12 protein-coding genes and 1 pseudogene are annotated in these 12,341 nt (G+C 70.5%); 7 read left to right on the top strand and 6 right to left on the bottom strand.

Translation table 11 applies throughout. The annotated features are described in order from the left end of the window. Positions 1–81: 81 nt before the first annotated feature. On the bottom strand, positions 82–2,316 hold the full coding sequence (locus tag ACIG5E_RS00145) for an alpha-L-fucosidase (RefSeq protein WP_396530475.1): 2,235 nt from the start codon (positions 2,314–2,316) through the stop codon (positions 82–84). A gap of 116 nt (positions 2,317–2,432) precedes the next feature. Between ACIG5E_RS00145 and ACIG5E_RS00140 the strand changes: the two genes are divergently transcribed. From ACIG5E_RS00140 to ACIG5E_RS00120, 5 genes are all read left to right on the top strand, one after another. Next, complete coding sequence (locus ACIG5E_RS00140) at positions 2,433–2,837, top strand: RICIN domain-containing protein (RefSeq protein WP_396530474.1); 405 nt, start codon at positions 2,433–2,435, stop codon at positions 2,835–2,837. A 262-nt stretch (positions 2,838–3,099) separates the two neighbouring features. Next, positions 3,100–5,553: a non-reducing end alpha-L-arabinofuranosidase family hydrolase gene (locus ACIG5E_RS00135; protein ID WP_396530473.1), complete on the top strand. Its 2,454-nt coding sequence runs from the start codon at positions 3,100–3,102 to the stop codon at positions 5,551–5,553. Between the two features lie 193 nt (positions 5,554–5,746). Then, positions 5,747–6,754 (top strand): permease, encoded by a 1,008-nt coding sequence (locus ACIG5E_RS00130; RefSeq protein ID WP_396530472.1) that lies wholly within the window; start codon positions 5,747–5,749, stop codon positions 6,752–6,754. Then, the gene (locus tag ACIG5E_RS00125) at positions 6,751–7,491 is read left to right on the top strand and encodes a TIGR03943 family putative permease subunit (RefSeq protein WP_396530470.1); all 741 of its coding nucleotides are present in this window, start codon (positions 6,751–6,753) and stop codon (positions 7,489–7,491) included. The genes ACIG5E_RS00130 and ACIG5E_RS00125 overlap by 4 nt, the downstream gene beginning before the upstream one ends. A 55-nt stretch (positions 7,492–7,546) precedes the next feature. Beyond that, positions 7,547–8,656 (top strand): hypothetical protein, encoded by a 1,110-nt coding sequence (locus ACIG5E_RS00120; RefSeq protein WP_396530469.1) that lies wholly within the window; start codon positions 7,547–7,549, stop codon positions 8,654–8,656. Between the two features lie 52 nt (positions 8,657–8,708). Here ACIG5E_RS00120 and rpmF read toward each other — a convergent pair whose 3' ends face one another. From rpmF to rpmB, 5 genes are read right to left on the bottom strand one after another with little or no spacing between them, the layout of a single operon-like run. Beyond that, positions 8,709–8,873: a 50S ribosomal protein L32 gene (rpmF, locus tag ACIG5E_RS00115; RefSeq protein WP_396530468.1), complete on the bottom strand. Its 165-nt coding sequence runs from the start codon at positions 8,871–8,873 to the stop codon at positions 8,709–8,711. 11 nt (positions 8,874–8,884) lie between these two features. After that, positions 8,885–9,127 (bottom strand): 30S ribosomal protein S18, encoded by a 243-nt coding sequence (rpsR, locus tag ACIG5E_RS00110; RefSeq protein WP_396530466.1) that lies wholly within the window; start codon positions 9,125–9,127, stop codon positions 8,885–8,887. A 16-nt stretch (positions 9,128–9,143) separates the two neighbouring features. After that, complete coding sequence (locus ACIG5E_RS00105) at positions 9,144–10,316, bottom strand: CobW family GTP-binding protein (protein WP_396530465.1); 1,173 nt, start codon at positions 10,314–10,316, stop codon at positions 9,144–9,146. Continuing rightward, positions 10,313–10,618, bottom strand: a complete 306-nt coding sequence (rpsN, locus tag ACIG5E_RS00100) for a 30S ribosomal protein S14 (protein WP_396530463.1) — start codon at positions 10,616–10,618, stop codon at positions 10,313–10,315. Before rpsN ends, ACIG5E_RS00105 begins: the two co-directional genes overlap by 4 nt. Then, positions 10,618–10,854: a 50S ribosomal protein L28 gene (rpmB, locus tag ACIG5E_RS00095; protein WP_396530462.1), complete on the bottom strand. Its 237-nt coding sequence runs from the start codon at positions 10,852–10,854 to the stop codon at positions 10,618–10,620. The genes rpsN and rpmB overlap by 1 nt, the downstream gene beginning before the upstream one ends. A 116-nt stretch (positions 10,855–10,970) precedes the next feature. Here rpmB and rpmG point away from each other — a divergent pair. Both rpmG and ACIG5E_RS00085 read left to right on the top strand, forming a co-directional pair. Beyond that, a pseudogene (gene rpmG, locus ACIG5E_RS00090) lies at positions 10,971–11,036 on the top strand (50S ribosomal protein L33); the annotation flags it as partial. 126 nt (positions 11,037–11,162) lie between these two features. Beyond that, positions 11,163–12,164, top strand: a complete 1,002-nt coding sequence (locus ACIG5E_RS00085) for a hypothetical protein (RefSeq protein ID WP_396530461.1) — start codon at positions 11,163–11,165, stop codon at positions 12,162–12,164. Positions 12,165–12,341: the final 177 nt, after the last annotated feature.

Raw genomic sequence — 12,341 nt, 5'->3', positions numbered from 1 at the left:
GTGAGCCGCAGACCGAAGCCGCCCCTTCGGGAAGGGGCGGCTTCGGTCTGCGGCGCGTCATGAACCGCCCGGCTCGGCGGGCTACTGGGCGGTGAAGGTCCACTGCAGGTTGGGGCTGCCGTCCCAGGTCCACTGCTTGGTGACCGAACCGGAGCCGACCTGGCCGCCGCCGTCCAGGACCAGTCCCGTCGTGCGGTTGGCGATGCTGTACCGACCGTTGCCACGGTCGGTGATCTGCCACTGCTGGTTGGTGCCGCCGTTCCAGGTGGCCTGTTGGGCGGGTGCCCCGCTGGCGGTGGCGCCCCAGCCGTCGGCGACCATGCCGTTGGCGCGGTTGACCAGCCGGTAGTAGCCGTCGCCGAGGTCGACGGCCTGCCACTGGAGATTGGGGCTGCCGTCCCAGGTCCACTGCTTGAGGTTGCTGCCGTAGGCGACGTTGCCGCCGCTGTCGAGGGCCAGACCGTCGGTGACGTTGCCGATCCGGAAGTACGCGGCCGGATTGAAGATCACCCTCAGCGAGGTGATGGCGTCGTTGTTGCCGGTGTCGCGCAGGTCGGCGTTGTCCGCGCTGAAGGTCCACGCGGTCCCGGAGTAGTTGTCGCCGGAGTAGCCGATCACCTGGTAGCCGGCCGGTACTCGCAACGAGGAGATGGTCCGCGGCGCCAGGCCGGCGCTCTGCAGTTGCGCGGCCGTGTAACCGCCCAGCACGAGCCCGGCCGCGGTGCCCGCGTACGAGATGTCGCTGTACGCGGTGACCACGCCGCTGCCACCGGGCCGGAGGGCGGGAATCGGCCCGGCGAAGGTGAACTTCAGCACGTAGGCGAGGGCACCGAACGGCGCCGAGGACGACGGCAGGGCGAGGTGCAGGCCGTCGACGCCCTGGGTCGGCGCGGGTAAGCCGATGTACGTGCCCGCGGTCGAATCCAGCAGCTGGACCGACGTCAGCGAACTGAGGTCGATGCGGTCGCTCGCCAGGGTGGCGATGGTCGTGGAACTCCCGGGCCAGCCCAGGACCGTGGCGTATAGGACGGTGCCGGCCTTGTCGCGGGTGAACCGGAAGTCCTTGTTCGTACCGGCCACGGGGGTGGTGAAGGAGCCGCCGCCCATCTTGGTCGGCCCCTCCCCGTAGACGGTCCAGGCGCGGGTGTCGTACAGCGACTCGCCGAACCGCTTGAGGTGGTCGCCGATGCCCAGCAGGACGTCCTTCTGGGCCTGCGGGATCGTCCCGTCCGCCATGGGGGCGATGTTGAGCAGCATGTTGCCGTTCTTGCTGACCCGGTCGATCAGCGCGTGGAGCATCTGCGTGGTGGAGTAGTAGCCGATGCCGACCGTGTAGCACCAACTGGAGCTGCTGATGCTGTCATCGGTCAGCCAGTACGGGTCGGAGATGTCGGCCGGGCCGCCGCGTTCGTAGTCGAAGACCTCGCCCTTGTTGTCGTAGCCGTCCTTGTACGTGGCCACGACCTCCCGGCCCCAGCTCAGGGCCTGGTTGTAGTAGTACGACAGGAAGTTCAGCCGCTGGGCCTCGTCCACCTTGGAGAGGTCGAAGTCCTCCCAGAGGATGTCGGGCTGGGCCAGGTCCAGGACCTCCTTGAGCTTGTCGTACCAGAGTTGGTTCTCCGTGGCGGTGTCGAGCTGGCCGAAGAGCTTCTTCAGGCCGGTGGTCGGCTGCGCGGGCACGTGGTCGTAGTAGCCGTTGAAGTTGTAGGCGTGGTGCATCGCCACCAGCAGCTTCAGGCCCTTGCCCCGGATCGCGTCGCGGAAGATCTGCAGGAGGTTCAGCTTCGGCCCTCGCCGCACCGAGTTCCACTCGTTGACCGAGCTGTTCCACATCGAGAAGCCGTCGTGGTGCTCCGCCACCGGCCCCGCGAACCTGGCGCCCGCGTCCACGAACAGCTGGGCCCAGGCGTCCGGGTCGAAGTTCCCGCCCTGGGAGGCGAGTCGGGGAGCGAACTGCACCCAGTTGCCGGCCTTGTCGCGCGCCCCGTCGAGGAAGTTGTTGTACGGCCACACCGACGGGTCCCCGTAGGTGGCGGTGTGATGGCTGTTCTCGGCGCTCCCGGCGACGTACATGTTCCGCGGGTACCACTCGCTGCCGAACGCCGGCACGCTGAACGCACCCCAGTGGAAGTAGATCCCGAACTTGGCGTCCTGGAACCACTCCGGCGCCGGCGGGTGCTGGTCCACGGACGCCCACGTGGGCGAGTACGAAGACGGAGCTGCGAGCGCCGTCACCGTACTGAGCGTGAGCTCCGCAGTCGCGGCTACGACGACACCGGCGGCACTCGACAGGAACACGCGCCTACTGATCGCCATTGGTCGGGCCCTTCGTCGTTGAGCGTGGTGGATGTTCCGGTCCGCGACACCGGAAGCCCGGATGGCGCGTTAAATGTGAGCGATCACAATGAGGTGCAGTCGATTCTGACAGCGCCATGACGGCTGTCAAGGTGTCCGACGCGGAGAGCTGCTCTCGGCAAGACATGGGATGGATGAGGGCGGACGCGGAGACGACGCAATCAGCCAAGATGGCTTCAGAACACCAGAATTGGGTGAGCGTCGCGGGTTTCGACCCGTCGCACCGACTCTCACGTTTTTCGTTTCCATGGGATGTTCAGCGCGAGCGCGGGCGTGACGCTGACGGAACGTCCGTCCAGGTCTGGAGCTGCACCGGCAACGCCAACCAGGTCTGGCAGCCCTCCGGCGGCGGCTACCGCAATCCCGCCTCCGGACGTTTCCTCGACGACCCGGGCTTCTCCGCCACCGACGGCACACAGGTCCAGCTGGGGGATTACACCGGGGGCGCCAACCAGCAGTGGACCGCTCTGACCACCGGATGACCCCCCGGCCGCAGGCCACCATCGCCGAGCCGACCGCACGGGTCAGCGCGAACTGCGCGGGTTCGCCCTGCACCAGGTGGCGCGGGGGCCGGGCGCGTCCGCCATGCACTGCACGACCACGGTGCCGTGCAGCCGGCGGACGGCCACTCGGGTAGCGACGGGAACCCGGGAGAATTTCCCACCGGTGTCGGCAACCTTTCCGTGCATGGCGGCAACTGACGGGTAGCCGGGCCGAGACCAAGGCCCACCGCGTCAGAAGGACATGCCGTTGCCAGATCAGAACCGCTCTCATCGCCGCCGTCCCGCAACCCGCCGCGTGATCGCCATCGCCGGGGCCATCGCCGCGGTGGGTGCCGCCATCCCGCTGGTCGCCATGGCCGCACACACGCCGACCGGCAACACACCGACCACGGTCGGCGACGCGGCGGTCGGCAGCGGCCGCTACTTCGGTACCGCGGTGTCCTCGGGCAGGCTCGGCGACTCGACGTACTCCACCATTCTCGACCGGGAATTCAACATGATCACCCCGGAGAACGAGATGAAGTGGGACACCACCGAACCCTCCCGCGGGTCGTTCAACTTCGGCCCCGCCGACTCGATCGTCGGCCACGCCTCCGCCCACGGGCAGCGCATGCGCGGCCACACCCTCGTCTGGCACTCCCAACTGCCCGCCTGGGTCAAGTCCACCACCGACGCCGGCACCCTGCGCAGCGTGATGGACAACCACATCACCCAGGAGATGACCCACTACAAGGGCAAGATCTACGCCTGGGACGTGGTCAACGAGGCGTTCGCCGACGGCGGCAGCGGCCAGCACCGCAGCTCCGTGTTCCAGGACGTACTGGGCAACGGCTTCATCGAGGAGGCCTTCCGCACCGCCCGCACCGCCGACCCCTCGGCCAAGCTCTGCTACAACGACTACAACATCGAGAACTGGTCCGACGCCAAGACCCAGGGCGTCTACAGCATGGTCAAGGACTTCAAGTCCCGCGGCGTGCCCATCGACTGCGTCGGCTTCCAGAGCCACTTCGGCAACGGCGGCCCGCCGGCCAGCTTCCAGACGACCCTGTCCAACTTCGCCGCGCTCGGCGTGGACGTCCAGATCACCGAACTCGACATCGCCCAGGCCTCCCCCACCGCGTACACCAACGCCGTCCAGGACTGCCTCAACGTCGCCCGCTGCACCGGCATCACGGTGTGGGGCATCCGCGACAGCGACTCGTGGCGCACCGGTGAGAACCCGCTGCTGTTCGACAGCAGCGGCAACAAGAAGCCCGCCTACAACGCGGTGCTCACCGCTCTGGTCGGCAGCGGTGGCGGCGCGCCGGGCGGGGGCATCACCCCCGGCACCGTCTACACGCTCTCCGGCGTGGCCGCCGGACGCGTCCTCGACGAGTACGCGGGACAGAACGGCAACGGCACCCCGCTCCAGGTGTGGGACGCCAGCGGCGCCACCAACCAGCAGTGGCGGGCGGCCAAGAACAACGACGGCTCCTACACCTTCACCAACATCGCCAGCGGCCGGGTCCTGGACGAGCCGGCCGGCCAGACGGCCAACGGCACGAAGCCGTGGGTCTGGGACTCCAACGGCGGCGCCAACCAGCACTGGAAGGCCACCCGGAACAGCGACGGGTCCTACACCCTCATCAACGTCGCCAGCGGCCGGGCCCTGGAGACTCCGGGCAACCGGACCGACAACGGCACCCCCGTCCAGATCTGGGACTCCTGGGGCGCCCCCAACCAGCACTGGAACCTCAGGCCGTCCGGGTCGTCCAACCCGGCGCCGACTCCGGCAGCGCCCGCCCCGAGCGGCACGTGCGCCCTTCCGTCGACGTACCGGTGGTCCTCCACGGGCGCGTTGGCGCAGCCGGCGAACGGGTGGGGCGCGGTGAAGGACTTCACCGACGTGGTGTACAACGGCAAGCACCTGGTCTACGCGTCGAACGTGTCGGGGTCGTCGTACGGCTCGATGATGTTCAGTCCCTTCTCGGACTGGTCGGACATGGCGTCGGCCGGCCAGATCGGGATGAACGAGAAGGCGGTGGCGCCCACGCTGTTCTACTTCGCGCCCAAGAACATCTGGGTGCTGGCGTACCAGTGGGGTCAGTGGCCGTTCATCTACCGCACGTCGAGCGACCCGACCAACCCCAACGGCTGGTCCGCGCCGCAGCCGCTGTTCACCGGCGGCATCCCGGGCGCCGCCCCGATCGACCAGACCCTGATCGCCGACGACCAGAACATGTACCTGTTCTTCGCCGGTGACAACGGCAGCATCTACCGGGCGAGCATGCCGATCGGGAACTTCCCGGGCAACTTCGGCTCCTCGTACACCACGGTCATGAGCGACACGGTGAAGAACCTGTTCGAGGCCCCGCAGGTCTACAAGGTCAAGGGCCAGAACCAGTACCTCATGATCGTCGAGGCCCGCGGCGCGAACGAGCAGCGCTACTTCCGCTCCTTCACCGCCACCAGCCTCAACGGCACCTGGACCCCGCAGGCCGCCACCGAGGACCACCCCTTCGCCGGCAAGGCCAACAGCGGCGCCAACTGGACCAACGACATCAGCCACGGCGACCTGGTCCGCAACAACCCCGACCAGACCATGACCATCGACCCCTGCAACCTCCAGCTCCTCTACCAGGGCAAGTCCCCCAACGCCACCGGCCCCTACGACCAACTCCCCTGGCGCCCGGGCCTCCTCACCCTGCAGCACTGACCCGCTCATTGCGACGAGAAACGAGGAACCCCGGCCGCCCACCGGCCGGGGTTCCCCCCTCTGCTCTGCCATGGTCGGGACCTGGCCCGGGGTCGTGGCGCTCCGCTGCCGACGACCGCCTAGACTCGCCCCGGCCGCGCGCTGGGAAACGGCCGCGCCCCACCGTCCCGAGTGAAGGAGCGTCCGGCCGCCCATGGCTGACGAGACCGCCGTCGAGGCCCGGCCGCACCCGGTCGCGGAACCCACCGGCCGCGCCCGCCGCCGGTTCGGTTCCCTCGAAGTACTGGTCGCCGGGATGCTGGCCGTGCTGGCCGGTCGCCAGTTCCTGGGCAGTTGGGCGGGACCGGCGTGGCTGGAGGCCTGGGGAGCGGTCTTCGTCGCCGTCTGCGTGCAGGCGCTCCCGTTCCTGCTGCTCGGCGTGGTGCTGTCGGCCGCGATCGCCGCGTTCGTCCCGGCCCGGCTGCTGGAGCGGGCGCTGCCGCGGAACCCGTTGCTCGCCGTCCCGATCGCCGGCGCGGCCGGGGTGGTGCTGCCCGGCTGCGAGTGCGCCTCCGTACCGGTGGCCGGGCGACTGATCGCACGCGGAGTGGCTCCGGCCGCCGCGCTGACGTTCCTGCTCTCCTCACCGGCCGTCAACCCGGTGGTCCTGGTGGCCACCGCCGTCGCCTTCCGGGGTCAGCCCGAGCTGGTGGTCGCGCGCTTCATCGCCTCCCTCGCCACCGCCGTCGTCATGGGGCTGCTCTGGTCGCGCTTCGGCCGACCGGAGTGGCTGCGGCCCAAGGTCCCGTCGAACGGCCCGACCGGCTGGGCGGCCTTCCGGACCTCACTGGAACACGACTTCCTGCACGCCGGCGGCTTCCTGGTGATCGGCGGGATGACGGCGGCCACCCTCAACGTCGCCGTGCCGCGCGACCTGCTCAAGGGCCTGGCCGGGCTGCCGGGCGTCGAGGTCCTGGTGCTGGCCCTGCTGGCCGTCCTGCTCGCGGTCTGCTCGGAGGCGGACGCCTTCGTCGCGGCGGGGCTGAGCGGCTTCTCCCCCACCGCCCGACTGGCGTTCATGGTCGTCGGCCCGATGGTGGACGCCAAGCTGATCGCCCTCCAGGCCGGCACCTTCGGACGGGCCTTCGCCTGGCGCTTCTGCGCCGCCACGTTCACCGTCGCCGTGACAGCCTCGGCCCTGACCGGCTGGTGGCTGCTGTGAGGCGCGAAGTCCGGGCGCTGCTGCACATCCTGGTCGGCGCGGCGGTGCTGCACATCTCGCTCTTCAGCGAGCTGTACCTGCGCTACGTCCGCAAGGGCCTGCGGCCGTACCTGATCGCCGGCGGTGTGCTGCTCGTCGCAGTGGGCCTGATCGGTGCGGCCGTCGCCGCCCGGGAGTTGCTGCGCCCCGAGCACGACGCCGACGCACCCGACGCCCACCACGGGCACGGTCACGGCACGCCTCGCACCGCCTGGCTCCTGCTCCTGCCCGTCCTCGCGATCTATCTCCTCCAGCCCCAAGCGCTCGGCGCCTACACCGCGCAGCACTCGAACAGCACCGCCGTCAGGCCCGCCGGGACCGCGGGCGGCTTCGCGCCGCTGCCCGCGACCGGCGCCGGCGACCCGATCACCATGCGGCTCGCCGACTTCGACACCCGCGCCGTCTGGGACACCAGCGGCTCGCTCAAGGACCGGCAGGTCCGGCTCACCGGCTTCGCCACCCCCGGACCCGACGCGGGAGGCTGGTACCTCAGCCGGCTGACCATCACCTGCTGCGCCGCCGACGCACAGACCAGCAAGGTCGAGATCCGCGGCGCCGCCGCACCGCCCAAGGGCGCCTGGGTCGAGGTCACCGGCCGATGGCAGCCGGACGGTCGGCCCGGCCAGGACAGCGCGGTGCCTGCCCTCGCGGCGGACCAGGTCCGCCGGATCACCGAACCGGGCGACCCGTATGAGTGAGCACCCGTCAGTCGCAACCGGAGAACGTAGGGGAAGCCGCCGCCGTGCGGTCGCCGTGTTCGCGCTGGGCGTGGTCGCCGCGCTCGCCTTCATGCCGGCCGTCCCGGACCACCGGAGCACGCCCGCAGTCCCCGACGCCGCGTCCACTCCTCCCCCCGACGCGGACGGCTCCTCCGTGACCGTGCTCGGTGACGGTTCGACCTCCGACGCCGGCCCGCAGCCGGCCCAGCCCCCGGTGGCCCGGCTCAAGCCCGGTGAGGTGCCGCCGCAGTTCGTGGTCTTCTCCTTCGACGCCCCCACCGAGGACGACAACCACCTGTTCTCCCGCGCCCGCACCGCGGCCAAGGCGAACGGCGCCGAGGCGACCTTCTTCCTGCGCGGCATCGACCTGCTCCCCGCCACGAAGCGCTGGCAGTACCAGCCCCCGCAGCACGAGGCCGGCACCGCCGCCGTCCCCTTCCCCACCGACGCCCAGGTCCGCGCGACCCTCCAACAGCTCGGCCGGGCATGGCTGGACGGCGACGAGATCGCCGACGGCTTCATCGGCCAGTTCTGCGGACCGAAGGGCGGCCGGGACTGGTCGACCGCCGACTGGCAGAGCGAGATCGGCCAGGGCTACTCGATGGTCAACTTCTGGAAGACCGGGACCGGCTTCACCGATCTCCCCCCGCTGCCCTTCGACTACCAGACCGAGCTGGCCGGTGGCCGCGCCCCGTGCTTGGAAGGCCGGCAGAACCTGCTCCCCGCGGAGAAGGACGCCGGCTGGCGCTACGACGCCAGCTCGCCGGGCGACACCCAGCGATGGCCGACGCAGACCGACGGCATCTGGGACTTCCCGCTCCAGCGGATCCCCGACGCCTCCGGCGCGCACGAGGTGCTCTCCACCGACCAGACTCCGCAGACCTACCTGAACGCCTTCGACCGCGTCTACCACGGCAGCCGCGCGCCGCTCGTCATCGACACCGACCTCGACCCCCGGCACGCACCCGAGCTCCAGACCGCCGAGACGACGATGAACGCCCTCTGCCACCGCGACGGCGTCCGCTGCGTCTCCTTCCGCCAACTCGCCGACTGGCTCGACGCCCAGGACCCAACCGTCCTGAACCGCCTCCGCTCCCTCACCCCGACCAACGCGCCCAACTGGTCCGCCGTCGTGGGACCGTAGCGCTTCGAGTACAAGGAGCCGCGGCACCCCGCGCCGCGGCTCCTCCCTGCGCTCACGGCTTCAGCAGCCCTCGCTCATAGGCCTTGACCAGATTGCGCGGCACCAAGTGCTCACGCCCCTCGATGGCGATCGGGACGAGCTGCGGCGCCGCGGCCTTCCACTGCGAACGGCGGTGCCGGGTGTTGCTGCGGGACGTCTTCCGCTTGGGTACGGCCATGTCGGTCTCTCCTATCGGGTGGTGGAGGCGTAGGGCAGCAGGGCCATCTCGCGGGCGTTCTTGATCGCCCGGGCCATCGCCCGCTGCTGCTGCACGGTGAGGCGGGTGACGCGGCGGCTGCGGATCTTGCCGCGGTCGGAGATGAACTTGCGCAGCAGGTCGGTGTCCTTGTAGTCGACGTACGTGATGCCCGCCTCGATCAGCGGGTTGGGGCGCGGACGCGCCGGACGTCCGCCGGTGGGGCGCTTGGCCATCGGTTCCTCTCTCTGGTCAGGAGACGGGTTCGAGCAGGTCCTCGAAGGCGTCGGGCAGGGCCTTCCAGCCGGCCTCCCCCGCCATCAGTTCGGCGTCGGTGAGCAGGCAGGAATCGAGCAGTTCGGTGATCCCGTCGACGTCCAAGCCCTCCGCGATGAAGGCGAGTTGCTGGACGCGGTCGCCGTGGACCGGGTGCCAGTCCAGGGCCGCGGCGGCCCGGCGGGCGGGCGGATACAGCTCCCACGAGGCGTCTGGCAGCGCGGCCAGCCAGGGCCCACACTCCTCCACCGCGAGGCTGGCTCCGGCGGCATCCCAGGCCAGCATCAGCTCCGGCCGGTTGGCCAGCCAGAACCGGCCGCGGCTGCGCTGCGCCGCCGGGACGAGCTGCTCCAGCGCCTCATGCAGCCGGACCGGGTGCAACGGGCGACGGCGCTCCCACACCAGGGTGGCCACGCCCGCCTCGTCGTCCTCCTGCGGCAGCAGCGCGAGGGCGGGGTTGACCCGGTCCCGGGCGGCGGCCACGTCGAAACCGCCGAGTGCGGCACGCAGCACCTCGCCGGTGCCGAGCAGGACCCGCCGGGCGGTCGGGTGCAGCTGACGCAGCATCGCCAGTCCCGCCGCGCCCCCACGGGCCACGGCGACCGTGGCGGCGTACTCGATCTGGTGGGCGAGGGCCTCGGCGCGGGTGCGGGTGTCGTCGGGAGAGGTGTGCTCGCCGTGCTCGGCCAGGTCATCCGGGACGGAGAGCTCGCCCAGCAGCCGGTCCGGGTCCACCGCGACCACCGCACCCGCGAGTTCGACGAAATCCTCCATCGGCTGTCCGTCCACCTCACCGCCCGCGATCACCTCGACCACCGGGTGCGGGTCACTGCCGCCCCACAGCTCGACGACGGCCAGCCCGTGCTGCCCTTCCTCGGCCAGGCGCAGCAGCTCGGGCAGCAGATCCTCGCGCAGCGCGCAGCAGGCGCAGTCGTTGGTCAGCGGGACGTCCGCCGTGGCGATGGTCCCGGTGGCGTCGCGGAGTTCGCGGTGAACAGTGCCGCGTGAGGCGTCGCGCAGGTCGTGGTGGAGGACGACGCCGTTGACGCAGCCGTCCAGCAGTTCCTGGACGGCGCGGCGGCGTTCGGCACGGTGCAGGCCGGCCACCACCACGACGGGGAGCCTGACGTGTTCGGGCACCGTGCTCACCAGCTCGACTTCCGCACGCCGGGCAGCTGTCCGGCGTGGGCAAGGGTGCGCAGGTTGATCCGGGACAGGCCGAAGGCGCGCAGGTAGCCACGGGGACGCCCGTCCACGCTGTCACGGTTGCGGATGCGGGTGGCGCTGGCGTCGCGCGGCTGGCGGGCGAGTTCGGCCTGGGCGGCGGCGCGCTCGGCGGGGGCGGTGCCCGGGTGGGCGATGATCCGCTTGAGTTCGGCCCGCCGCTCGGCGTACCGGACGACGGTCGCGCGCCGCTGCTCGTTCTTGGCGATCTTGCTCTGCTTGGCCATCAGACCTTCTCCCCCCGGGCGCGGATGCGGGCGACGGCGGCCTCGATGCCGATCACGTCGACAGTCTTCAAGCCCTTGGCGCTCAACGTGAGGCGCACATACCGGCCTTCACTGGGCAGCCAGTAGCGCTTGCGCTGGATGTTGGGGTCGAACCGGCGGCTGGTACGGCGGTGCGAGTGCGAGATCGCGTTGCCGAAGGACGGCTTGCGGCCGGTCAGTTGGCAGTGAGCGGACATGGGCTGCTCCATTGGGCAGGTGCGAGGACATGGCGAGAGCCCGCCCCGGGCACGGCGGCCCGGAGGGACACCCCCCATCCTAACCTAGATGAAAATGGATTTCATTTGCTATGGTCGACCGGCTGGTCCTGCGCAAGTACGACCCCGTCGCCCGGCAGCACGTCGACTTCCGCGAAGAACGCCGAGGGGATGCGGCGCCCGCGCGGAGAAACACCGCCCTGCCCGCGACTTTCCGTTATCGCCACCGGCCACTCGGATCTCCTCAGTAGCGCGGCCCGACCGGCCGGACGAGAGGGGAGCGGGCAAGGATGAACACTGGCACCGAGCACGGGAAATCGGCGTCCACGGAACAGGCGAACCCCTCACCGACCAGCCGCTGGCCGGCACACCGCATCCTCCACGTCTGCTCCCTCGCCCTGGCGGCCAGCTCGATCGCCCTGCTCACGCTGGCCGCGCGGGGGCCGTCCACGCACGCGGAACACTCCGGCATGCCCGGCATGGACCACGGCACGATGGCCATGCCCAGCACGGCACCGTCGACCATGCCCGGCATGCCGGGGATGGCGGGGATGCCGGGGATGGCGGGGATGGCGGCCGGAGATGGGCTCGCCACCGAACGCGACGGCTACCGTCTCGACTCCGGAGCCACCAGCCTCCCCGTCGGCCAAGCGGTGGCCTATCCGTTCACCGTCACCGGCCCGGACGGACGCCCGGTCACCGACTTCACCGAAGTCCAGACCAAGCAACTGCACTTCTACGCGATCCGCTCCGACCTCACCGGCTATCAGCACCTCCACCCCACCATGGCCCCCGACGGCACCTGGACCGCCGACCTCGCCGCCCTCGAACCGGGCAACTGGCGCCTGTACGCCTCGTTCACACCGAACACCGGCCCCCGCAAGGGCAATGAATTCGTCCTCAGCCGCACCGTGACAGTGCCCGGCCAGGCCACCGCCGTGCCGCTGCCCGCCGCGACCGACAGCACCACGACCGACGGCTACACCGTCGCCGTCCAAGGCCGGCTGACCGCCGGGACACCCGCCCCACTCACCGTCACCATCAGCAAGGACGGCCAGCCGGTCACCGACCTCCAGCCGTACCTCGACAGCTACGCCCACCTCAGCATCGTCCACGAAGGCGACCAGGCACTGGCCCACCTCCACCCCGTCACCCCGGCCAACGCCGACCACGGCGGGCCGACGCTGACCTTCTACGCCCTGCTCGGCGAACCCGGCAACTGGCGGGCCTACCTGCAGTTCCAGACCGCCGGCCAACTCCACACCGCGGCACTCACACTCCACGTCACCTGACACGCCGGCTGCCGAAGAACCGCTCCGCCGCAGGCGAGCGGGTACCGGGTACCGGGCCCACTTCGCGGACGACACGTCCACCAGCCGCCAAGGCATACCCATCATCCGATCACACAACTTGAGCCACGGGAGACCGGGGTGAGATCGAACTCGCCCCAGGTGCGCGACTTGGTGATC

The organism is Kitasatospora sp. NPDC053057 (assembly GCF_044546945.1).
In the GTDB taxonomy this organism is placed as follows: domain Bacteria; phylum Actinomycetota; class Actinomycetes; order Streptomycetales; family Streptomycetaceae; genus Kitasatospora.
Note: the sequence above shows the minus strand (reverse complement) of the source record. Positions and strands in the feature narration are given on the sequence as shown.